Annotated in this window: 13 protein-coding genes; 1 reads left to right on the top strand and 12 read right to left on the bottom strand. The window is 48.2% G+C overall.

The window, feature by feature from the left end:
* On the bottom strand, positions 1–846 hold the full coding sequence (locus QZ331_RS05270; RefSeq protein ID WP_294628675.1) for a TonB family protein: 846 nt from the start codon (positions 844–846) through the stop codon (positions 1–3).
* A 153-nt stretch (positions 847–999) separates the two neighbouring features.
* On the opposite strand from QZ331_RS05270, the gene QZ331_RS05265 reads away from it, so the two are divergent.
* Complete coding sequence (locus QZ331_RS05265) at positions 1,000–2,010, top strand: GNAT family N-acetyltransferase (RefSeq protein ID WP_294628672.1); 1,011 nt, start codon at positions 1,000–1,002, stop codon at positions 2,008–2,010.
* Positions 2,011–2,441: 431 nt separating this feature from the next.
* Here QZ331_RS05265 and QZ331_RS05260 read toward each other — a convergent pair whose 3' ends face one another.
* From QZ331_RS05260 to QZ331_RS05210, 11 genes are all read right to left on the bottom strand, one after another.
* Positions 2,442–3,581, bottom strand: a complete 1,140-nt coding sequence (locus QZ331_RS05260; protein ID WP_294628671.1) for a glycoside hydrolase family 88 protein — start codon at positions 3,579–3,581, stop codon at positions 2,442–2,444.
* 8 nt (positions 3,582–3,589) lie between these two features.
* The gene (locus QZ331_RS05255) at positions 3,590–4,885 is read right to left on the bottom strand and encodes a BNR repeat-containing protein (RefSeq protein ID WP_294628669.1); all 1,296 of its coding nucleotides are present in this window, start codon (positions 4,883–4,885) and stop codon (positions 3,590–3,592) included.
* Positions 4,886–4,921: 36 nt separating this feature from the next.
* Entirely contained in the window at positions 4,922–6,178 is a 1,257-nt protein-coding gene (locus QZ331_RS05250; protein ID WP_294628667.1) for a DUF2264 domain-containing protein, read from the bottom strand.
* Positions 6,179–6,231: 53 nt separating this feature from the next.
* Complete coding sequence (locus QZ331_RS05245; RefSeq protein WP_294628665.1) at positions 6,232–8,139, bottom strand: family 16 glycosylhydrolase; 1,908 nt, start codon at positions 8,137–8,139, stop codon at positions 6,232–6,234.
* 16 nt (positions 8,140–8,155) lie between these two features.
* A complete protein-coding gene (locus QZ331_RS05240) occupies positions 8,156–9,679 on the bottom strand; it encodes a DUF1735 domain-containing protein (protein ID WP_294628663.1) in 1,524 nt (507 codons plus the stop codon).
* A gap of 15 nt (positions 9,680–9,694) precedes the next feature.
* On the bottom strand, positions 9,695–10,588 hold the full coding sequence (locus QZ331_RS05235) for a discoidin domain-containing protein (RefSeq protein ID WP_294628662.1): 894 nt from the start codon (positions 10,586–10,588) through the stop codon (positions 9,695–9,697).
* 29 nt (positions 10,589–10,617) lie between these two features.
* Positions 10,618–12,252, bottom strand: a complete 1,635-nt coding sequence (locus tag QZ331_RS05230) for a RagB/SusD family nutrient uptake outer membrane protein (protein WP_294628660.1) — start codon at positions 12,250–12,252, stop codon at positions 10,618–10,620.
* A gap of 28 nt (positions 12,253–12,280) precedes the next feature.
* Positions 12,281–15,295 (bottom strand): SusC/RagA family TonB-linked outer membrane protein, encoded by a 3,015-nt coding sequence (locus QZ331_RS05225; protein WP_294628658.1) that lies wholly within the window; start codon positions 15,293–15,295, stop codon positions 12,281–12,283.
* Between the two features lie 32 nt (positions 15,296–15,327).
* Entirely contained in the window at positions 15,328–17,268 is a 1,941-nt protein-coding gene (locus tag QZ331_RS05220) for a RagB/SusD family nutrient uptake outer membrane protein (RefSeq protein WP_294628656.1), read from the bottom strand.
* Positions 17,269–17,274: 6 nt separating this feature from the next.
* On the bottom strand, positions 17,275–20,397 hold the full coding sequence (locus tag QZ331_RS05215) for a TonB-dependent receptor (RefSeq protein WP_294628654.1): 3,123 nt from the start codon (positions 20,395–20,397) through the stop codon (positions 17,275–17,277).
* A gap of 192 nt (positions 20,398–20,589) precedes the next feature.
* On the bottom strand, positions 20,590–24,750 hold the full coding sequence (locus tag QZ331_RS05210; RefSeq protein ID WP_294628653.1) for a hybrid sensor histidine kinase/response regulator transcription factor: 4,161 nt from the start codon (positions 24,748–24,750) through the stop codon (positions 20,590–20,592).
* Positions 24,751–24,820: the final 70 nt, after the last annotated feature.

Here is a 24,820-nt window from a genome sequence, read left to right as displayed (position 1 = left end):
CTACCAATCAGTCATTATCTTTATATCCGGCGACGGAACCCGGTACCAATATTCGGTTCCCGTCTGTTCGTTTCCCGGAACTTTAAATGAAAGTTTAATCAGGTTATCATGCAAGTACTCAATGCTTATCTCATTTTTCACACCTGCCGGAAATGAAGAATAGACAGACTTGCTCAACTTTTCGACATACACCGTATCCGAAACGACTTCATATTCGCCTTGCGCCAGAATGACCGACCCCATCTTCTGAACATCGAAAAGGATATTCATGAAAGAATTGTCGGCCGAGAAGATTTTCATCAACGAGCCTAACGAAAGCCGGTAGCCTTCTTCCTTCAAATCAATCATACACTGTTGCCATACGCCCGACAGGGTCCGGTTCTTCACCTCCTGTCCGCTTGGAATGACAAGTTTGAATGATTGGTTGCCAGACTTGATTTTCTCCAGGCCGAACACAATGGGAATGGTGAATTTCACTTTGACTTTTTTACCATCTGCCATTCCGGGAGTCCACTTTGGCATTTCTCTTACCACGCGGAGCGCTTCTTCGTCCAGCGAAGGTTCAACGCCTTTCAGTGTCTTTACCTGGCTCAGCGTGCCGTCTTCCATCACTACAAACTGTACGAGAACGCGTCCGGAAACGCCTTTCTTCTGTGCTTCTACAGGATACTTGATATTTGCGCCCAAGTGGTTCATCAAGGCCGATATCCCTCCGGGGAATTCCGGCAGTTTATCGGGCATCAGGTAAACTCCGTCTTCATCCACCTTCTGCGTGGGGCGGTTCTGAGACAATAATGGCAGGCACACCAATAAAGAAATAACCAGCATGAGTAATTTTGTTTTCATAAGGCATTCATTTAAGAGTTAAACATCAAGGTAATTACCACAATGATACGCAAAAAAAGAATGCGAATTCAAATATTATCGAACAATTATACGTCAGTTACACGTTTTTAAGATACTTTTGCTGATAGAATGAATGAAAAGACAACCTACAACATGAAAAAGAGAGTAAAGGCTTTATGGGAGCTATGCTTCAACGACAGCGAGGAGTTTACCGAGATGTACTTCAGCCTGCGCTATAGGAATGAAATAAACCATGCCATCCGGAGCGGCGACGAGGTAATCGCTGCACTTCAGATGCTTCCCTATCCGATGACCTTCGGCGGAAAGACAGTGCCGACTGCCTATGTTTCGGGAGCTTGCACGCATCCCGACTTCCGTGGCAAAGGGGCCATGCGTGAACTCTTGTCACAATCTTTCGCCCGTATGTTGCGCGACGGGGTCTATTTCAGCACGCTGATACCGGCAGAGCCGTGGCTGTTCGATTATTACAAGCGGATGGGATATGCCGCCGTCTTCCAATATTCGGTCAAAGAGAGGACGTTGCCGGAGTTTATTCCTCCGAAAGAGGTGGTTGTCGATAGGGTTGCCGCGCCCCGGGAGGAGGTCTATGCTTATCTGAACAAGAAGTTGTCCGAACGCCCTTGCTGCATCCAGCATACGGCAGCCGATTTCGAGGTTATCATGGCAGACCTCGCTATCAGCGACGGAAATCTATGGGTGGCAAGGCAGGCCGATGAGATAAAAGGAGTAGCCATTGCCTATAAAAGAGCGGACCGAATCGTCGTCAACGAGCTTTTGGCGGACAATAAGGATGCGGAGTATGGTTTGCTGTATGCCATCAAACAATGTACGGGATGCAGTCGACTGGCTCAACTGTTGCCGCCGGACGAAGAATTGCCGCAACACCCGTTGGGTATGGCGCGTATCATCCGTGCAAAGGAAGTATTGCAGGTGTATGCATCCGCCTTTCCGGAAGAGCGGATGCAACTGGAATTGTCAGACAAACAGTTGTCGGTGAATAACGGCTATTATTACCTGTCGGGCGGGAAATGCAGATATAGTGCCGAACGGCTGCCCGGCGCACACACACGGATGGATATCAGTGAGCTGACCGAGCGGATACTCAAAAGGCTAAAGCCGTACATGAGTTTGATGTTAAACTGAGTTTTGGCCGGAAAGGAGGAGTTTTCCGTTGCTCTTGCTTATATTTCAGGTGAATCTACCGCTATTTTTACTTCAGTCGATTGATAATAAAGTTGTTCTTCCTTACAGATAAACTTATGGGGGAGTAACGGCTATCTTTGTTTTTATTGATTGCAAACTATAATTGCAAGTTTCATTTATATAAACGAAGGCTTTGTTTTTATAAATGAAGGCTTCGTTTATAAAAACAAAGGTTGCGTTTATAGTTTATGAGCAATCGGCCGGAAGTTTGGATATAACCCAACGGAAGTTTGTCATTAAGCCGCAACGACTTTATTACGAGTCGTTTTCACAAAAAGAAGCCCGTCATTGAAGCGGATTCTATCAATGACGGGCGACTTGTTATCGGTTGGTTTATTGCCGGCTCGCGTTTGCCGCGATGGAAGTAGGGATTATTTATCCAGATAGCGCAGCCGTTCGCAAGCCGCCAACAGGAAGGCTCCTACTCCAAAATTGGAAGTGGAGTTTGCATCGACCACCTGTCCGGGGATGGCTTTCTCACCAATCGGTTGCACATAGCCGACCTTTCCGTCGGGCTGCAAAGCGACTGTCGACAGGTATTGCCAGGCTTTCTCTACTACCGGCTGATAGTCGGCGGAAGGGAGGAAGCCGTTGTTTATCCCCCATTGCAAGCCGTAGGCGAAGAAAGCCGTTCCGCTGGTTTCCGGACCCGGCGTATGTTCGGGGTCGAGCATACTGCGTGTCCAATATCCTTCCGGTTGCTGGCAGGCAGCGACGGATTTGGACAAGGCACGGAAGCGAGCGATGTATTCGGGGCGGTATCTGTCGGTTTCGGGCAAGTCTTTAAGCACCTTCGCCAGTGCTGCCAACACCCAACCGTCTCCACGTGCCCAGAAATCTTTCTTGCCGTTCACACTCTTGTGTTTGGGATATACGTATTTGGCATCGCGGTAGTAAAGTCCGGCTTCTTTGTCGTACATAAGGCTGTCGGCATAAGCGAAGTATTCGTGCAGCTTCTCCAGATAAAGCGGATTGCGGGTGATATTGTACATCTTTGTCATTACGGGCATTACCATATACAAACCGTCTGCCCACCACCAGTAATCACGGGCGGGCGTGCCCATCTGATATTCCATCACTTCGCGGGCACGGGCTATTTTCTGCGTATCCGGCTCCAGGCGGTACAAGTCGGCGTAGGTCTGGAAGCAAATCTGATAATCGCCAAAAAGCACATAGTCGTCGCTTTCGCCGTAGCTGTACTTCCAACGGGCTTTGTCGTCCGATTTCGCCCCTTTCCACTGGTTATGTTCCGCCCAGGCTTTCGAGTAGGCCAGGTATTCGGGCTTCTCGGTCAGGAAGTAGGCTTCCATGTTGCCCGTATGATAGGCGGCGTTATCCCAAAAGGAACGTCCGTGTTCCGGATGGTTCGCCTGCCAATAGGTATTCACCCGATGAATCATCTCTGTCACTTCTTCCGAAGAAGCGGTCGTCTTGTCCGCACATCCCGCCGATATGACGGCACAAAGAAGAAATGCAGAGATAAACGTCAGCATTGCATCTAATTTTTTCATATCATCTTTCATTTATTTGTATCCATTTCTGTTTCCAACACATAGACCATTTGAGGTTCTATTTCGGCCGTGCGTTCGCCGTCTCCCTGGCGGGTATGCTGGACGAAGAGGTGAAGCCGGCGCTGCCGCTTCCACAATTCCGTATCGTGCGACGGTTCCCATGCGCCGACCGGAAAGTCCGTCAGGTCCGTTATGTTCCACCGCCCACTACGCACGTCGGTAGTACGGGCCATCGAGACACGGCTTCTCCGCTCCTCGTCGCGGAAAATATAGAATACCTCTCCCCCCTCCACAACAATGCGCGGACGGGCTATGGGAATCATCTTCGTTCCGCCGCCTTTCAGGGTAAAAGGTGTCTTACGTTCGGTCACTTGCCGGTGATGCCAGGCCTTTCCATCATTCCACACGAGGCGGTATTGCGGCACGTCGCTGTTGGTGTCTCTCCAGTAAGTGGCGATATAAGGATGGCCGCCTGCATCGGCACTCATGCTTGTCTGATTAATCAGTTCGCAGTTCTGCGGCAGACGGCAGGCGTATTCCGCATTCGAAAGTTTAATCGGAAGCGTGTATCGCTCTCCTGTCGACTTATACCAGGTGACACCGTTGTCAAAGGAGCGGGCATAGCAGATGTCGTGATTGGTTTCTACCTGCCAGGTTTCACGCCACACCCACGAGAGATGGATTGTCCCCTGCTCGTCGACGTACAACTGCCAGTAGGCATTGCGCCGGTTCTCTCCGTCAATCAAGACATCCTGCACGCGCATCCACCGATGTTCTTTCAACGAATAACGGTTCATCACTAAATTTCCACGCCCCGAAGAGCCGGAACGGTAGGCAAACAGCAAGTCGCCGCCCGCTAAAGGATAGAATTCGGGATAAGTGACATTTCCTTCGTCGATTCCCGTCATCGGGCTTTTATCTCCCAATTCCAACGAACCGGGCGCAATGCTACGGCAGTAGTTCAGCCTATGTCCGTGATGGTCGAAAGACACGTGTATATATCCCTCTCCGTCTACCGCCATACTGATGACATTGTGGGCGTCCTCCACATTCCCCCGGTATCGGGAACGGTGCAGTGTCCACTGTTCCGAACCGAGTTTACGCTTGCCAAGCGTCAGATAACCGTCGGCATCGTAATAGCTGATATACTGCTCGTCGCCGGAAGTGACCAGCGAGTTGTTGCGGAATACGGCCGTATTGACGGAAGTACGGCTATATCCCTTCGCCACTTCCACCAAATGCTGCGAATGGCACAATACGGGAATGGACAGGATGCAACAAAGCAGTGACAAAATCCGTTTCATGTATCTTCTTGATTGATGATTCATGGCATCTGCCGGTTAACGGACAGCATGGTCTTTCGGAAAATCGTTCCCTTCCCAGGCTTTTTTACTGGTCCAGTCTTCGGCAGAAGATGTCCAGAACGGATGGTCGGCAGGAAGTCCGAGCGGCAGGAAAGCGAGTGAAGCCATATACAGGCTGCCGTTGTTTGTGTACCAGTCGGAGATATTGGGCTGCTTGCCATTGAATCCCAACGTGAGGAATCCCTTCTCATTGAAGTTGCGGTCATCGCTAAACATCCGCCTGATGACTGCTGTCATAGCAGCACGTACCTGTCCGTTGGGCAACTCCGCAGGCAACCATTCCCTCCAGGCCAATAACGCCAAAGGCTGCAAAGTTCCCGTGCGATAGGTTATGGAACGACCGAAAACGGGAAGCGTGCCTTCGGGAGAGATAAACCGCTCTAAAATGATTCCGAAACGTTGCATCCGCTTCTTTGCACGGTTATAATCACAGTCGGGCATATTCCATACTTTATGCTTGCCCGCATGGGTCATTATTTCCAACGGCTCTATGTACATGGGATGCAGCACAAAACTATTATAGTAGTCGAAAGCGAAGTCTTTTCCGTCCGAATACCAACCGTCGCCCACGTACCACTCTTCGACTTTACGCAAAGCCGAAGCAATGCGGTAAGTGTCACTCTGCGCACCTACTTTGCGCAAGAAGGATTCTACGGTAGCCGAAAACAACAACCAGTTCGTATAAGGAGGGTCTACCCGGCGGAGCTGTGTAAACTCCGCAATGTAGCGTTGCTTGGTCACACTGTCCAACGGCATCCACAAAGCGTCGTATCCTCTGATGAAGCTCTCGGCGATGTATGCGGCATCGACCAAAGTCTGCCCCTCTTTTCTCCACAACAAATAGTCGGGACTTTCCGGGTCGACAGCCTGCGCGTAACTTTTAAGCGCCCATTCGCGCAACTGTTTACGTTGGATACCTTCGGGTGTATCATCATCGGGCAATGAAATCCAGGGAGCCAGTCCTGCCATCAAACGTCCGAAGCACTCCATATAAGTCACCTTCTTGTTTCTTCCGTCCCACGTGGGGCTCAGCTCTACCAACATATTCTGTTGCAACTTGCCCTCACTCATGTTGCTAAGCACCGGAGCAGCCATACGATACAACACGCCCGCCCACAATTCGCGGTCGGTGGGTTCCTTCACCTGTTTCTTCTTTTTAGCCGATGCATCCTGCAATGGTATCCATAATACTGCAAGCAGCAACAGCAATACACAATGTTTATTCAAATTCATGATATTGTTTCAGTTTTTTCGTACGCAAAATAGTTTATATACAATAAGAGTCGTCAATCCGGTTTCCATCCGTCCACCCATTTGATAAAAGGTATTCCTTTCTCGTCAAATCCGATAGGCAGCCAAATGTAACGGGAATCGGCCAGACTTTCCGGACGCCAGTTGTCTGCCATAAAGACAAACCGCTCTTCCGCCCCCTGCAAAGGCAATACATAGGTGCCCTGCCCTCCGAAAGTTTCGTCCGCCTTCTCGCCGACGCAAGGATTCGGAAGCTGCTTCCATTCTCCAAGAATCGAAGTGGCAGTCAGCAGACGGGCTTTGTTGGGTTCCCATCCCGTACAGCCGGAAGTTATCATCCAATAGTTTCCGTCTTTCTTAAAAATGGCGGGTGCTTCATTGTGCCCTCCCGGGAAAATACGTATATACCGCCCGGTGTGGCTCAGATAATCATCCGACAATTCCGCTATCTGTAAGGTCAGATTATCCTCCGAAGAATAAATATGATAAGCCTTCCGGTCGTCGTCTACAAACAGAGTCATATCGCGCGACATTTGTCCTCCTTCCAAGTCTCTTTTTACAAACATTCCCTTTTCAATGGCCTTATACCATTCCGGAGTCCACCATTCTTTATACGCCGAAAGATTCCATTTCGTCCGTTTCTCCTTTTTCGTCATATTCATCGGATACACGCCCGGATTGACACGGTCGGCACGAATAAAGCGATATGGTCCCGCAGGCGAATCACTAACGGCAACGGCTGCATAGGCCGAAGCATATCCTTTCCCTTTCTTTTCCAGATGAAACCACATAACGAATTTTCCGGTTTTCTCATTGTAAATCACTTTCGGGCGTTCCATGATGCATCCTTTTTCAATCTCCGCCCCTTCCTCACCGGATACTGCCAAGACAATGCCTTCGGGTTTCCATTCGCATAAATCGACGGAAGAATAGCAGTTTATTCCTTTTTCCGTCACAAAGCCGGACTCGGAACGATGTTCGCCAAACCAATAATATACACCCCGGTGAAAGAGCAGGCCTCCTCCATGTGCGTTAATCACATCGCCTTCCGTATCCCTCCACACTTTGCCGGAGGCTATCTTTTTCTCCTTCTGATACACCCGCACATAATCAATCTCATACTTCATCGGCAAAGCGGTTTCATCAATCGGACCGCCATTCATACCTCCAATAGCCAGATTCAACAACAGATATTGCGGCTTCGTAAAAGGATTCGTCCCTTTGCCGATGCTTCCGTTCACCGTCTGGTTCAAAGGAATCTCATTTAAAAGTTCATCATCCAAATAAAGTTTAATCGCTTCCTCGTCCCAGTCCATTCTCCAAATGTGGAATTTCGAAGCCCAATCGGGGTCCTTATCGGTAAAATGAGTGTATGGAATAGCCTGGCTATCCCACTTTGCACTCCATTTCTTATCTGTTCCCCATGCAGCATTTGCCAATATATGAGGAATCCCCTTGATGTGGTAATATTCCATCATATCAATTTCCCCGCAAGAGGGCCATTCCATATGACTGCCCAACAGCCAAATAGCCGGCCATGCACCTTTCGCTACCGGTATGCGGGCACGCACTTCAAAACGTCCGTAAAGAAATTCCTTCTTTCCGGCAGTTGTCACCGATGAAGAGGTGTATTCTATAAACTCCCGTTTCTTACGCCAGTCGTTACTACCGGGCACGTAAAGAGGATTCGGACGACCGTGCTCCTTCCGGGCTTCGATAATGAGAGAGCCTCCTTTGCAGACAGCGTTGTCGGGCTGATACCACTGAGCCTCTTCGTTACGTGCATAACCTTGTTCGTAATTCCATACGGAAGGGGACAATCTCCCTTCCGTATCAAACTCTTCGCTCCAAACCAACTGCCAACCGTCATTTTGCGCCTTTGCAAGCAAAGGCAAAAACGCCAGTAACAGTGGTATAACCAAATAATTCTTAAAATATGCCATTGCTTAATCCCATCGTTTATTCGAACTGATAAACACGAACGTAGTCTACATGATATTCGAGCGGAAACTTCGACAAGTCCGGTTCGCCCCCGTTGGAGCCTAAAGCCAAGTTCAACCAGATACATTGCCCGAAGCCTTCATTAGCATTGCCTTCGTCAAGATACGGATTACGCCATGCTCCTCTCCACCAATCATCCAGTCCGCCAGAACCATTCATTGTAGTTGCTTCCAGATTATCAATTTCATTCATCAGTTCATCGTCCAGATAAACCCTCAACGTATTCTCGTCTTCATCCAAACACCAGTCCAGGCGCCAAACATGATATTTCTTTCCCCAGTTCTTGTCTTTCGCTATAAATTCGGCAAGAGGCCTGTTGTAAGATTTCCATTTGCCGCTCCAACGGGTATCCGAACCCCAACATACATTGGCGTGTATGCTCGGCTTTCCATTTACCAAATAGTATTCGAGCAAATCAATCTCACCTCCCAACGGCCATTCCCAACACCAACTGTCGGTACTTCCACCGGTTGTCCAAATAGCCGGCCATGCACCCATTGCCGTAGGTATCTTGGCTCTGACAAGCAGTCGTCCCTTCCGAAATCTGTAATCTTTCGTAATCAGACTGCTTGAAGTATAATCCGCATATTCACGATTCTTTTTCCAATCGCTGCTTCCAGCCTCATAATTCGTATTCTTTACCCGTTCCTCTTTTCCTGTGATTACTAATGCACCGTCTTTGCAAATCGCATTTTCTTTCTGATACCATTGCAATTCCTGATTACGCTGGAAACCTTCTTCCCAACGCCATACATTCCAGTCCGGTTCGCCTGTTCCATTAAATTCATCATGAAACTTCAAAACAAGTCCGTCCTCCGTCGTTTCCGGCGCGTCGTTAGGGTCAGGTACATATTCCGGACCACTTTCATCCTCGGCCGGCTCTACATAAGTCACATTGAAAAGCAGCATCAAGGTATTCGTCTTGGGATTGATTCCATAAGAAGACGAAGCCTCAATTGTCAGCGGAAGTACATACAGCAAATCACGCTCCGCCTCCTGACAAGCAGTAACCAGTTCGTTGGAATAAACGGTCACTGATACGGCATCCGATTTTGTTTCACCGGCCTGTAAGGTCAATGTCTGCGAGGACAAATGATAATAGCCTTCGGGAAGCAATTTTGCACCGTCATACTTTGCATAGATACCTCCTTCCGCCACTTTAGCCGATACTTTATTGAGCGTATCTTTATTCACGGCCAAGCTGACTTTAGCTTCTTGCCCGGCGGTGCGGTCCTGATAAAGAGATAAGTTCAACTTATAAGTAAAGTTCTTAACAGGCGTTTCATCCGCGTTTTGCTGCAAAGCCGTAACGACATTGCACTCCGCACCGTCCCACACTTCGCGAGCTTGTGTCAGGTTCAACAAACTTAAATCCAACCGACCTTCGTAAGTAAAGTCTTTATCGTCGTCACAACCATACACTCCGCCGATGAGGGTGGCCGCCACACAAGCGACCATCCATATTTTATTCATTTTCATCATAAGTCTCATTTTTAATTAATCCAAAGGAACTGTTTCGGGGTCGTACTTCTCGATATCCGCATCAAAGAAGGCTATCTCTCCTATATGGAAATATTTCTTATTCTGCGAACTTGTCAGCACATTGAAACGGAAATATTTAAACTTCTTACCCGGCATTACAAAATCAGAAGCGTACTTTGTCTGACGTGTCGCAGGCAGCCCACTCAAAGTAGAAACCGTTTCCCAATGCTCACCGTCCGTACTAATCTGCAATTCTGCGGAAGTAGGAAATCCGTCCGAATTACCGGTATCCCGCGTATAATACTCGAAGGCAAAATTCTCATGTTCTTCTTTAAGATCAATCTGTATATAATGCGGCAAATCGACTTGTGGACTATGCCAATTGGTATGAAAGAAAGAGGGATCGGCTGTTTTGCCATCTATCAAACGGTCAAAATACCCCTCAGCCGCATCCGGATAGTTGCAAGACAACTGCTCTACCGTCAGTCCAACCTGTGTACGTGATTTCTCCGTATAGGATGCAGGCATCGCTCCCGACCGTGCTTTCAATTCCTGCACGGCTCCCGCTTCGTGAGCCACATTAAACGTTTGCAAATAGAAAGTGTAGTCTCCAAAACGGGCACGGGTATTGTCTATCAGCATTTCCGTTGTTCCTTTAGAAGCAATCTTGCAGATATCTTTCTTCTGCAAAGGGTCGTAATAGCGAATCTGCATATAAGCGTAATCTCCTTCGGGTGCTTTCCAAGTCAATTTAATCTGTCCCGGCAAAGCCTCCGACACCACTGTAGAGAGTTCCACGGAAGCAGGACTTCCTCCCCCCGTTGTTTCAAATTCTTCAAAATTCTTATCACAGCCCACCATTCCCAATAACACAAAGGCTGCAAGCATATATCTAACATTCAACTTCATAGTTTTTCTCTTTTTTCATTAAATAAGACTTACCATCCCGGATTCTGAGTGAGATTCGGGTTCTTACGTATTTCTGAAGCCGGAATCGGGAAGAAATACATTTTATCGTCCCAAACCAACGACTTGGTTTTCCGCTCATAGAGGAAACTGCCATCCTCTTTTCTGGTAATCTGCATACGCCCGATTTGAGTGAAACCACCCTCTTTCCAACGGCGTACATCCCAGAAACGGTGCTGTTCAAAAGCCAATTCCACCATTCTTTCGTTTTTATACCGTCCCCAAAACTCGGTATTGGAAATATTATCGGGGAAATCGGGCATCTGTACATCCGAGCGCTGACGTACTTTGTTGACTGCGGCACAAGCCGACATTCTGAATTCATTGTCCGTAGCACCCGCCGAGCCGAGATAGCGGAAGATTGCCTCCGCATAATTCAGATAAAATTCTCCCAAACGGAAAATAACCCAGTTGTGCCGTTTGCCTCCACTGCCGCTCTCCGCACTGATATCGGTAGACGCATCCAAATATTTCTTCAGATAATAACCGGTCGGCGTTGCATAAGGAAGAGGCATACCATTCTTACCGCCAATAAATGTCTCCAACGGATTCGGATTGGTATTCGGCCATTTATCGCCATTACAAGCGATGGTCATACCGAAACGCGGATCTTTAACCCCATCCTTAGATTCGTAAGCATCTACCAATGTCTGCGTCGGGCAATTGCCAGAGTTGGCATTTTCCATACCTACCGGGAAGTTTGCATATTCCGGACTGCTTGTGTCTCCTATGCGACGGACGAAAATCATTTCGGAAGCCTGATGATTGTCCGTTCCCCAGATATCGGTATATTTTCCAAGCCGGATACCGTTGGCATTACAATAGTCAATCACAGCCTTGTTGGCTACAGCAGCTTCGTACCATAATTCCCGTTCTTCACCACTATTGAACAATTTGCTTGCTCTGTACAATGCGGCACGTGCTTTCAAAGCCAAAGCCGTTCCTTGCGTGACACGTCCGGCCTCCGGATTGGAGCCACCTGCGGCGTCATTGTCCAAAGCCGAATAAGAGACAGGCAGTTCGGGTGCCACTTCCTCACATTCGTTGATAATAAAATCGAAGATTTCCGACGCCGGAGTACGTGAAAGGGAATTGGCTTCACTCTCGGTCAGCACATTCACCGTGAAAGGCACATCGCCATATGCGCGTACCAACAGAAAGTAATAATATGCACGCAACAGACGAACTTCGTACTGATAACGATTGAACCGATTCATTTGAGCTTCATAATCCTGCGCATAACGCAAGTCATAGAAATCAAGGTCTTTACTCTCCGCCAGATAGAAATTAGCTGCACGGATACCGGAATAATATCCCCATAAGGATTTAGGGTTCAATGCGCTCCAACCACCATTCGTATAGTCGAGAACAGATGAATAAGTAACAGCCATTTCCGCTTCGTCACAAGCAGAAGCCAACGATTGGTAGCTTGGCAAATCAGTGTCCAGATAACTGTAGATGTTATTCACAAATCCCGCCGTCCGGGAAAAGTCGGAAAAGACATAACTCTTGTCGTACGACGTATATTCATGATAATCCATCTTATCGCTGCAAGCTGACACCACCGCTATACAAGCTATTCCCAAGCATATATTTTTCAATTTCATAGTTTCTTTCTTTTTAAAGCGTTAAACGTTAAAATCCTACTGACAAACCAACATGAACCGAACGGGTAGCAGGATATGAGTTATTCATCGCTTCCGGATCTAAATGTTCAATACTATCGAAGCAGAGCAAATCGACTCCTCTTACATATACTTTCGCATTCTTCATCAGGCATTTGTTCAGCCAGGATGAGGGAAGTTTGTAATACACTTCGCAGTTGCGCAACTTCAGGAAAGAACGGTCTGCCAGCCACAATGAGCTTGTTTGCAGGTTATTATCGACAGTTTCCGTCGTCAGTCTCGGGAAGCGGGCATTCGGAGTTTCCGGTGTCCATCGGTTCTGGTAAGCATAAGTGGAAATCGTCGTATTACCGACCAACGGGCGGTAGTAGTTTGCAGACAAAATTGCCGTATAATTTCCCACTCCCTGGAATTGTGCACTGAAGCCCAATCCCTTCCATTCCAAACCGAGACTGAACGAATAGTACGTTTCAGGACAGGTGCTATTGTATCCCATAGCCACTCTGTCGTCCGAATTAATGACTTTATCACCGTTCATATCCTTGTATTTGATATCTCCGGCTTTTACCGGGCCGAACTGCTGCGGCAAGCTATTGTCTATATCCGCCTGATCCACAAAATATCCGATTGCCTGCAAGCCAAAAATCTGTCCTACCGGATTGCCTGTGGCACGCGTATAGTCATAAGCGGCAGGTTCTTCCAGCATCTCTATAATTTTGCTCCGGTTGTAGGTAAAGGTTCCTCCCAGATTTAACTCCACGCCACCAATCTTTTTAAAATAATTGGCACCGATTTCCGTACCCCAGCTATCTACGATACCTGCATTTACATAAGAACCGGTTGCACCGAGAACTGCCGAATTCTGCCCTGCCGAGCTGACCCAGATATCCGAACGTCTTTCATAAAATCCGTCCACTGTCAGAGTCAGGCCTCTGAACAAAGTAGCGTCTACACCGGCATTGTATTTGTAGGCTTTCTCTGTGGTTCCGTTTACAGAAGCCAGACGGCCCTCCTGCCAGCCACCGTCGCCACTAAAGTTGTTATTAATCGGATAACCGTTACCTCCGCCTACTGTTTCATTCCAATAGCCGTTACCGGGAATATTGTCCGTATTCAGCATACCGAACGAAGCCCGTAGTTTCAGAAAATCCACCGCCTTCTGCTGTTGCATGAATTTCTCGTTGGATATAATCCAGGCCAGTCCCACTGTAGGAGATACATTCCAGCGATGGTCGGGCGCCAACAAGTTGGAAGCGGAAGCCATCAACGTAAAATCTGCCAGATAACGGTTTTTAAAGCCATAATGAGTGTACCAGCCCACATTCTGACGATAGAACGTATTGTTGATGCCGTTAGCATTATCGTATTTATAAGAATAGAGCAACATGGAGTACAAATCGTGCGCACCAAACTGACGTTGCCAATCGACGTTCATCTGAAAATTAAAGGCACGGTATTGCCAGTCGAGTTTACTGTCGCCCGACATTTCCGTGTCTCTGCCCCCCGTCACTTCCTCGCCGGGCACAGGCAATCCGTTTTCCCAAGAATCCACAGTTGCCATACCATATTTATATCCTCTCGTATGATTTTCCCAGTAAGAAGCGAGGTTGTCATATCCCATACGAACAGAGGCTCCCAATCCTTTGGTTAAAGCAGACAAATCCTGACGCAACGACATATCCGCATATAACCCACGCGTGTGTCCTTTGGAGTATGCACGTCCTTCGGTCAACGCTACCGGATTCCAGTTCTCGCCCCAAGTCGTGTTTCCTCCCCACAATCCGCTTTCCGTACGAACCGGGAAAGCTGCCGAAGGCAACTGATACAGCTTACTTATCAAATTATCACTGCCCATACCCGGACGGCTGAATTCATTCAAGATTCCCATAATATTGGCCTGCATCTTTGTTTTCGGCGACAAATCGATATCCAAATTCGACCGGAAATTTGCTTTCGAATACTTTTCCTGGGTAGAATAATCCGGAGTTGCATTGAAGTGCCTGATAAAGCCCCGGTTGTTCTGCAAATTCATCATCGTATAATAACGCATTTTGGTAGAACCGCCACGGAAGCTCAATGTCGCGATATCCGACGTTCCACGATCACGAAAGACCTCTTCCCACCAGTTTACATTCGGATAAAGATAAGGAGAAGTGCCATTCTTGAACGCATTCAACTCATTCTGCGAGTAGCGCACCTGCTTGCCGTCATTTGTCAAGGCCTCGTTCAGAGCAGAAGCATACATATAAGCGTCCGCCATTTCCGGCTTACGCGTCATGTAGTTAAAAGCATGGTCGTAAGAGAAATTAATCTCACGGGCATTGTATTTTCCACGTTTTGTCACAATATTGACTACGCCGTTCACTCCCCGGTAGCCATAAAGAGCCACTGCGGCCGCATCACGAAGCACACTGACAGATTCCACCTCTTCCGGAGTGATGTATTTCAAAGCCTGCCAATTATTATCCCGTTCAATCCCGTCCACTACCAGCAGGATTCCGTTATTACCATTCAGTGTTTTAAGTCCGCGAATATACATTGCCGGCATCTGTTCCCACACCACACCGGTATTTTGCAAAGTAGTCAGCCCCAACGCATTGCCATATAAGGAATTTCCGATAGAGAAAGCCGAACTCTTCTCTATCTCCTCCGCATATACGGTAGCTACGGCTCCCGTAGATACCGCATTTGTCTGCTGCAAGCCAAAGCCATAATTCACCTTCTCCGACGAGTAATCCATGACAACAGTCAGTTCCGGACTGTTGCCCACTTTCACTACCTTCATCGCATCGTCGCCGGTCTGTACTTTCAATCGGTTTCCTTTCACCGCAACGATTTCAAAACGTCCGTCTTTATCAGTAGCCACCCGTAGCAACGGATTTTCTTCCACCGAGACTAAAGCTCCCGCTACCGGTTTCCCTTTTTTGTCGAGCACCTTTCCGGTCACATTACCTTCACTTTGCGCCCATCCGTTCAGAGTGGCACAAGCGAATATTGCTAAAGCTAATATCTTATATTTCTTCATTTTACTCTATGATTAATCGTAGTTATTCCACATTAATTCCATCCCGGATTCTGAGTCAATCCGTAGTTTTTATTCACTTCCGACGGTGGGAAGGCCGACAAATACCATTTCGGGCTGAAATTGCTCCACCATGCACGGGAAGGATTCACCAACGGGAAGGCCTCGTAAATGAATTGAGTAGGCTTAGGATAAGTACTGCTGTTGCCGGTGCTTCCCGACCACGGTGTATTTCCACTTCCGTCATTTCTATAAATCTTCAATCCATGAAGTTGTTTTCTGAAAAGGTCTTCTCTCTTATAGCGTACCATATCAAACAGGCGGACGTCTTCCAGACCCAATTCGCAAGCTCGTTCTCTCAGAATCTCTTCCAGCAAGGCGTCGGAATCGGTTGTCAAGTTCTTGCCCGGATTGCAAGCCGCCAAGTCGCCCAGACCGACACGGGCACGCACTTTATTGACCTGTTCAATAGCTCCCGTCAAGTCGTGCTTGCATTGGAGCAACGCTTCTGCATAAATCAGATGCATTTCCGCCAGTCGCAGATAGGGCCATTGCAGATATTTATCCTTCAGCGAATTGAGCCCTTCTTTATAGAACTTGTAGCATCCGAATCCGGTAGCATATTTTCCGGTCTCTTTCTCCGTGTCATTCACGTTGTCGCGTCCTCCAATCCATAACTCGGCAGCATGATCGCCGAATTGTGTTCCGTTCACTAACATCGTTTCGTACAGACGCGGGTCGCGGGTCGGTTTATTGTAGTCATTATCCGTATAAAACGGATTGGTCGTGTTGTCCAGGCGGAAAGGATTGCCGTCGCTCATCGGGAACATCTCCATAAATTCCAGTGTGGGAGTCAGTCCTCCTGTAGTGACCGTGCCGTTACTTCCATTGACAAAAATATATTGCCATTCATCCCATGAATTGAATTTGCCGAAGCGCGAAATATGTGTGGAAATGAGCAGTTCTTTGTTATTCTCACGAGTAAAATATGCTTTATTATACGCATTTCTATACCCACTGACCGTAGCTTCCGTCGCCTGCGTCAGTTCATAGTATCCTTTCGACTCCAATTCGGTAAAGAAATCGACGCAAGACTGCCAGCACTGTTCCCACAATTCCGGTTTATAAGCGCCATACCACACCTGATGGTTCGTCACGGCATCCTGCGGTGATTCCGTGCAATAAGGAACATCGTCATTGAACAACGGACTGGCTGCAAACAACAGAATCTTACACTTCAATCCCATAGCAGACGCTTTGGTGAAACGTCCTTGCCAGTTCGTGTCGTCCGTTCCCAAATCCCAGGGAAGCTGAGGAGTAGCGGCAGCCTCATCCAAAAGATTCACCATGTAATTTACTGTTTCCTCTACCGTGGCACGCGGCAGTTCATAAGAGGGCTGTACATCGTAGGTTTCCTTAATTAACGGAAGTCCTCCAAAATGGCGGAATAAGTCAAAATAACGAGACGCCACAATGATTTTAGCTTCCGCTATCAACCGATTTTTCTCCGCCTCCTCCATATCGGGGACTTTATCTACATTCTCGATAAACAACCATGCGGCACGAATCGCCTCCCAACAGTTCTCTTTGGTATATCCAAAGCGTGTATCATCGCCGCTATCCTCGTCGCCTGCTTTATAAGAGCCCGAATAGTATTTCCGGTTCACCCCGTTCCAATCGGTGTGGCTATGCCAGCAGTCGGACATCATTTCAAAGATTCCGGTATTCATTTTACCTTCCACCGCATTCCAATATACGGGAAGCCCATAATAAAGTTTGCTATAAGTATCCCACAGGAAAGCACGGGCATACGTAGCTTTTCCGAAGATTGTATCTTGCGTTACCGCTACTCCCGGAGCTTTTTCCAAAAAGCTATCTCCAAATTTCACCTGGTCGACACAAGAAGAGGAGAACAAAGCCACTCCTGCAAAGGCAGCTATAAACCATTTACTTAAATGTTTCATCATATTATTCATAAGGCATTAGAATCCAAGTTTCAATCCGATATTAAACACGCGTGTCAGGGGATAATTGGGGCGGTCGCTCTGACGAGATTCCGGGTCACCCCATTTGAATCCGGTAATAGTCAGCAGATTATATCCGTTTACGTACAACCGGCAATTGTCCATCTTCAGCTTCTTCATAAAAGGGAAGTTAAAATTATAACCAATCTCCACACTCTTCAGGCGCAGATAGCTGGCATTAATGAGATACAGGTCGGACCCTGCATAATTGTTGGAAGCGTGCAAGCTGGAAGCGCGCGGGAATTTGGCCGTAAACGTATCGGCCGAGGAGCGCCACGTCGTGTCATACTGATAAAGCAGCAATCCTTTTTCGTTGGTATCGCCCAACGGACGTCTGAACTCGCTCAGCATACGGTCTACATTCCAGGCGCCTGTCCATTGCATGGAGAAATCGAAGTTCTTCCAGGTGAACCCGGTATTCAATCCGGCGGTGTATTCGGGCATATCCGTATATCCGATATCGCGCGTCGCATCATTGGAGTTTATTTCGCCGTCGCCATTCAAGTCCACATAAACGCAGTCGCCCGGCACAAGCGTAATACCGTGGTCAGCTATCGGACGTCCGAATTCCTCCTGATAACGCATATCGGCCGTCTCGTCATAGAATCCCCAGAACTTATACATCGAACGGGAACCGATGCGACGCCCTGTCTCATACATCCAGGGTTCATTCTGAGCCACCTCGTTCTTATAGACAATCTTGTTCCTTGAGAAAGAGACATTGAAATTCGCCCAATATCTGAAATCATTCTTCAACGTTTCGTTCCATTTCAACTGTACTTCAAATCCTCTGTTCAATGTTTCTCCGACGTTGACAGAAGGGAGCGACATACCCAAAATACCCGGCAAGTAATCCGGCTTGGACAAAATATCGCCACGGTCTTCCCTAAAGTAATCCAAAGAGACGGACAAGCGTTCTTTCAGGAAAGTGGCATCCACTCCATAATTCTGTTTTACAGCCGTTTCCCACTTGGCGTCGGGATTGGAACGGCTCACCTCACTTGCACCCGGCATCTTATTGCCTACATTCTGTCCGAAATAGTATCCGCCGCTGCCATATTGATAAGAGTCGGGCAGATACAAGAACCGTTGCGACACATCATTACCGACCATTCCCACCGAAGCGCGCAACTTCAAATAGTTCACCACGCTCTTGACCGGCTGAAAGAAAGGTTCCTCACTCACGACCCAGCCCAACGAACCTGCCGGAAAGAAACCATACCGGTTGCCCGGGCGGAAGTTTTCGGAACCATTGTAGCCAGCATTAAACTCTGCCATGTAACGGGTTTTCCAATCGTAGGTCACACGTCCTACCAAACCTACGTATCCGGTAGGAATGTCCGAATACTCCGACGGATAATATTTCTTCGACTGATTGTACAGCAACAGGGCGGTCACATTATGGTCGCCAAACTTGCGGGCATAATTCAGTGCCAGTTCCATATACCAGTTGCGTGCTTTCGAAAAGCCGGGTTCGTCGTAACTCGATTGGGAGTCTGTTCCGTACTTACGAAGCGAAATAGAACCGTCCGCATTCGCAACAGGCGTATAATAGGCTTTGGATGAGCTTGCCCGTTTGGTATTGGAATATTCGGAATTATAAGCCCCTTTCAGTTTCACAGACAATCCTTTCGTGATAAAATCCAGTTTCTGATTCAAGGCAAGGTCTACATTCAGCACATTGGTCGTCCTTGTCTGGAAGCCCTTTCCATAATATGAACTTAATCCGTCCACTCCCGTAAAAGGCAGAATGTCGGAATTGGACACCACCCGCTCGCCGTTTACAATTCCCGCACCGGCAAAGGGAACCGCCCAATAGAGCTTACGGAACAACTGATTCTGGTCTTCGCCGGATTCGGGCGTACGCTTCGTTTCTACACGGCCGCCGATATTGACAGACAACAGAGTGGTTTTCGTCACATCAAAATCCAGATTGGCGCGATAGTTGTACCGTTTGTAATCAAAGTTAAAGTTATCGGCGGCATTGAACTGTTTGAACATACCACTTTGCGTAAACAAACCCGCCGATACAAAATACTTCATATTGTTGGTTCCACCGGATATGTTCACATTGTGTTGCGACTGGAAAGCGGCCTTGTTCATACAGTAATCAATCCAGTTGATATCGGGATATAGCAACGGGTTGGAATGGTTGCGGAACGTTTCCAACTGTTCGTCGCTAAAGGTGGCCACTCCACCGTCATTGACCTTCATCATATTATAATAGGAGGCATACTGGTAGGAATTGGCAAAATCCAAATCCTTCGTCCGCACATTGACACCCGCCGATGTGGAGAAAGAGACCTTTGCCTTTCCTTCCGCGCCACGCTTGGTAGTAATCAGGATAACGCCATTGGCACCGCGCACACCGAATACCGCCGTGGCTGAAGCATCTTTCAGCACAGTGACGCTTTCAATTTCATTGGGGTCAATCTGCGAGAAATCACGCTCTACGCCGTCTACCTGAATCAACGGCTTCGCGTTGTTCCACGTAGCGACACCACGCACGTAAATATCCGCCGCATCCGCTCCCGGCTCGCCGGAATACTGCACAGACGAAATACCCGTGATTTGTCCTGACAACACGTTGGACAAAGAGCCTGCCGGAGTTTTCAACAGGTCGTCGCCCTTCATGGAGGAGATGGCTCCCGTGATGGATACTTTTTTCTGAACGCCATAAGCCACTACTTGAACCTCTCCCAACGACTGTGCGTCTTCTTCCAAAACGATATTGAGACTCACACCTTTCTTAACAGTTACCACCTTTTCCTTGTAACCGATAAAACTGACTTTAATTTTCGCACCGGAATTGGCTTGAAGCGAAAAACGCCCATCGATGTCGGTGATGGTTCCCTGCGTAGTTCCCACTACTGTAACATTGGCACCAATCACAGGCTCGCCATTGGCATCGACCACCGTACCTGTCACTTTGGAACTTTGTTGCACCACCTCCGGCATGGGACGCTCGTCTCCATATCCATGCAGAGGAATCAAAAGAAACAGAAACAACGAGAGCACTATCGGAAGCAGCCGACATTTCTTTCCCGCTTGTCTTTCATGGAATTGCTTTTGTTTTTCCATTTAGTATAAATATTAAGATTAAACATTAAGTGAACTACAGGTTCTTCTATGGGTCATATAGAAGAACCTGTGCAAAAGTAAGGAGCTGCCTCTCTGCAAGGCTCCAATAATACTTATCTTAGGATGAATTTTAGTTACTCCACCAAATCGAACGATAATTCAACCTCCCGATGCGGACTACCCTCCTCCCCTCTACTTGGCAGGAGTATCCAAAAAGCGTTCGATATACTCGGAAGGCAACATTCCGAACTCTTTCTTGAAGCAAGAGCTGAAGTATTTGGGGTCGTTGAACCCCACCGCATAGGCCAGTTCGGAAATGCGGATATTACTGCCCTTCTCCTCCATAATGCGGCAGGCGGATTTCAGCCGGGCGTTGCGGATAAAAGCCGACGTATTGAGTCCTGTCAAGGATTTGAGTTTCTTATACAGGGTGGATTTGCTGGTTTTCATCTCCTCGGCAAACTGCGCCTGGTCAAATTCGCCATCGTCGAGATGGCCGTTCACACAATCAATGGCCCGTTGCAGGAAGTCTTCATCCAGGCTTGTATAATTCAGGTCTTTCAATTCGAACACCAACTGGCGTTTGAAATCGTGCACCACCCCTTCTTTGTATTTCAGCAGATTACGGATACGCGCATAAAGCACGGGTAGATTGAACGGTTTGCTGATAAATGCGTCCGCCCCCACTTCGTAAGCCTCCGCCCGGTCTTCCTCCTTGTTCTTGGCAGTCAAAAGTATCACAGGAATATGGCTGATTTCGAGATTGCCTTTCACGTATTTACAGAATTCGATTCCATCCATTTCGGGCATCATCACGTCGGATACTATCAAATCGATGTCCTCATTTTCCAGTACAATGATTCCTTCCTTGCCGTTTTCCGCAGTGAACACATTGTATTCGCGTTTCAGCAGCCTGGTCATGAGTTGCAGCAGTTCTTCATTGTCCTCTATCACGAGTACCGAATGTTTTTTCTTCACCGTCTCCGTCGCGTCGTCCGGCTGTATGTCTTCCTCGTCGGCATAAGTTGCGGCGGTATTCCGTATCGGCTCGATAGCCTCGTCGTCGATTTCGTCCTCCCTGAAATAAGAGCGGTCGACGGGGATGCATACCATAAACTCCGTACCTTGTCCGGTTTCACTCTCCACCGCAATGGTTCCTTTGTGCAACTCCACCAGATCTTTGGTCAGCGACAGCCCGATTCCCGTACCGATGGTATTGAACTTGCGGTAGTCTCCTTCATAAAAACGCTGGAAAAGGGTTTTCTGCTTCTCCTTCGATATTCCCTCGCCGTTGTCCTTCACTTTGAGCAACACATGGTCTTTGTCTTCCGCATACGACAGCGTCACCTGTATGAAGCCGCCCTCTTCCGTATATTTAGCCGCATTAGACAAGAGATTGTATAGAATCTTGTCCAACTTATCGGTATCAAAATAGCCCGTGATGGAATCCGGATTGCACAATACCGAGAAATGTATTTTCGATTTCTTTATCAAAGGCTGGAATCCTTCCGCTTCCTTCCTCACGAAAGCGGCCACATCGCCGGGCGAAACCCTGAGTTTCAGATTCCCGGTTTCTGCCTTGCGGAACTCCAGGATTTGTTGCAGCAGGCGTATCAGCCGATGAATATTGTTGTACATCACCGCAAACAGGTCGGTGTGCTGCGGAACCTGTGCCTTCAGTTCGTCGACCGTGGCCGAAACAATGGTAAGCGGCGTCAGCAGTTCGTGGGTGATATTGGTAAAGAATTGCAGTTTGGCGTGGTTCAATTCCTCCGCTTTCATCTTTTCCATTTCGCGCAGGCGCAGTTCGTTGCGCAGCAGGATGCGGTTGCGCGTAATGCGGAAGAGCCAGAAAACCATTCCGGCAGCAAAGAGTACATACAGGATGTACGCCCACCAGGTTGCCCAGAACGGAGGAAGTATCACCACCGTCAACTCGCGGACGTAACCGCTCCAGATTCCGTTTTCGTCGGTTGCTTTGAGACGGAACGTATAAGTTCCGCTCGTCAGATTGTTGTAGTAAGCAAAACGGCGGTTGGAGTTGGTGTACACCCAGTTCTTGTCGAATCCTTCCAACTGGTAGGCATACCGGTTGAGTTCGGGATTCTTGTAGGTAAGCGTGGCAAACTCGATACTGAAATTATTGTACGTATAAGGCAGCTCTATTTTTTGCGTAAAAACCGGAGTGAAGCGGGATATCTTCTGCCGTACGTCCGGCGGCAGCAAGGTTATGGAACGGTTGAATATCTTTATATCGGTGATGGCAAGCGAGATGTCTTTCTGCTTTTCTTCCATCTGTGCGGGAATAAAGCTGTTGTATCCCCTGTAGCCTCCGAAAAACAACTCTCCGTCGCGGCTACAGGCAGAACGCGAAATGAAAAAGTTGCCTTGCAACCCGTCGACTTCGGTATATACACGCACTACCGCATCGCGCCCTACGGGCTGTGCGTCCAGCTTCACCAATCCGGCGTTGGTTCCCAGCCACAGATTGCCGCTCTCATCCTCCTGGATGCTGCCCACCATATCGCCGGGAATGTTGTATTCCTGGTTTTTCGCGTCGAAACGGTCGTTCGCACGGTCATAGAGGTAGAGTCCTCCTCCCTCGGTTCCCATCCACAAACGTCCCGTCTTGTCTTTGTAGAGGCACAGGATGTTGTTTGTCGTGAGCGCCCCGTTGTAAAAGCTGTAATTGTCGTACTTCAGCGTGGAGGGATGAGCGATATCTCCGCGAATGTGAATCAGCCCGTAGTTGGAGGTAGCTATCCACACACTGTTCTCGCTATCGGCTATGATATCGCGTACATAAATCCAGTCCAGGCGTGTATTGTCGGCAAAGGTGATGGGGCCGAACAGGAAACTGTTGCCATTGGCAAACTGCACTCCCAAACTGCCACGGGTTCCTACCCAGCAGTTGCCGCGTCCGTCCTCATAGAGTGCGGAGACACAGGAATTTCCCATGAATTTGCAGTTGTCGGTCGTCAGGTTCTCTACCTGCTCCCCTTTCCGGTAGATGAAAATTCCGCCATCGTAAGTGCCAAACCAGATATCGCCGCTATTCCGCCGCTGCACGACGGAGAACACGGTAGGAACACTCATTCCTGCAAATTCGGGTATTTGCAAATGGGACTTCAACTTGCCGGTAGCATATTCGATACACGCCAGCCCGTACGTGCCGATTCCCATCCAGATGTTGCGTTCGGAATCGGTAAACAACGCACGGACGGAGGTGAGAGGGATGTCATTGTCTGCAAAATCCAGGCTGTAGGAAGTAAACATCGGCCGGCTGGTATCGGCAGCCAACACGCCGCCACCGATGGAGCCAATCCACATGACTCCCGATTTGTCGCGCAGAATGGTATTGATTTCGTCGCAAAAGATATAGTGTGAAGAGCCTCGCGGCTTATAATTGATGAAACGTCCGGGAAGCTCTTTTTCCATGATACTCAATCCGCTACGCGTACCCACCCACAAGGTTCCGGTATTGAGGTCTTCGCTGATGTCATATACGATGTCGTCGGACAGGCTCGCGCCGTCGCCCGCCTTATGCCGGTAGTTGACGTAGGACACCTTGCCGAGCTCCTTCGGATGATTGAGCCTGAAAAGCCCGCAGTTCCAACTGCCCACCCAGATGTTCTTATCCGAATCTTCATAAATGACATGGGCCGAATTGCGTTCGTTCATGGTAGGATAAGCGTAAAACTTTCCGGTGGAAGGGACGTATCTGTACAGCCCCGACGACCAGGTGCCTATCCATAAGTCGCCTTCCGAATCTTCCAACAAGGATTTGATAGCGGTATAGTCCAGCACCCCTCCGGTCAGTTCGCGGTTGTAGACGGTAAATGTATCTTTTTCCGCATCATACCTGCACAGTCCGGTATCCGTGCCCAGCCACACGGAATGGTCGCGCGTCACCAACAGGCAGGATATCACGTTGTTGGGAATGGCAGGAGAGAGGATTTTCCTTATTTCCCCGGTTTTCTTGTTCAGGATGTTCAGTCCCTCCTGCGTACCGACCCACAGGTTATGCTCGTAGTCGTCGGCCAGGCAGAGAATATTGTTGTTGGTGAGCAATCCGGGAGTGTACAGGTTCGATTTGTACAAAGTCGTTTCATAACCGTCGTACTGATAGAATCCGTAGCGGCTTGCCAACCATACAAATCCGTCCTTATCCTGATATATTTTCTGTATCTCGTCCGACGGCAGATTATTCAAAGCCGCAAAACGCTTGAATTTCAGATTGGAGACAAGCATATCGCCCGATGCGGGAAATGATGTGGAAGGCTTCAGGCAAAAGCAGAATAGAATGAATAAAATCTTCTTGTGGATAAGATTTATACACCGTTTGTTTTTCATAAAGTACTATAACTGTGGTTTTACGGAAACAAAAATAGCCACTTTTATCCGTATAATGAGAGAATTATCC

Source organism: uncultured Bacteroides sp. (genome assembly GCF_910586915.1).
In the GTDB taxonomy this organism is placed as follows: Bacteria; Bacteroidota; Bacteroidia; order Bacteroidales; family Bacteroidaceae; genus Bacteroides.
This window is presented reverse-complemented; position numbering and strand designations above follow the sequence as displayed.

Coding starts and splice junctions, on each gene's coding strand:
- QZ331_RS05270 (WP_294628675.1), bottom strand. CDS start 846: ATGAAAACAAAATTACTCATGCTGGTTATTTCTTTATTGGTGTGCCTG.
- QZ331_RS05265 (WP_294628672.1), top strand. CDS start 1,000: ATGAAAAAGAGAGTAAAGGCTTTATGGGAGCTATGCTTCAACGACAGC.
- QZ331_RS05260 (WP_294628671.1), bottom strand. CDS start 3,581: ATGAAAAAATTAGATGCAATGCTGACGTTTATCTCTGCATTTCTTCTT.
- QZ331_RS05255 (WP_294628669.1), bottom strand. CDS start 4,885: ATGAAACGGATTTTGTCACTGCTTTGTTGCATCCTGTCCATTCCCGTA.
- QZ331_RS05250 (WP_294628667.1), bottom strand. CDS start 6,178: ATGAATTTGAATAAACATTGTGTATTGCTGTTGCTGCTTGCAGTATTA.
- QZ331_RS05245 (WP_294628665.1), bottom strand. CDS start 8,139: ATGGCATATTTTAAGAATTATTTGGTTATACCACTGTTACTGGCGTTT.
- QZ331_RS05240 (WP_294628663.1), bottom strand. CDS start 9,679: ATGATGAAAATGAATAAAATATGGATGGTCGCTTGTGTGGCGGCCACC.
- QZ331_RS05235 (WP_294628662.1), bottom strand. CDS start 10,588: ATGAAGTTGAATGTTAGATATATGCTTGCAGCCTTTGTGTTATTGGGA.
- QZ331_RS05230 (WP_294628660.1), bottom strand. CDS start 12,252: ATGAAATTGAAAAATATATGCTTGGGAATAGCTTGTATAGCGGTGGTG.
- QZ331_RS05225 (WP_294628658.1), bottom strand. CDS start 15,295: ATGAAGAAATATAAGATATTAGCTTTAGCAATATTCGCTTGTGCCACT.
- QZ331_RS05220 (WP_294628656.1), bottom strand. CDS start 17,268: ATGAATAATATGATGAAACATTTAAGTAAATGGTTTATAGCTGCCTTT.
- QZ331_RS05215 (WP_294628654.1), bottom strand. CDS start 20,397: ATGGAAAAACAAAAGCAATTCCATGAAAGACAAGCGGGAAAGAAATGT.
- QZ331_RS05210 (WP_294628653.1), bottom strand. CDS start 24,750: ATGAAAAACAAACGGTGTATAAATCTTATCCACAAGAAGATTTTATTC.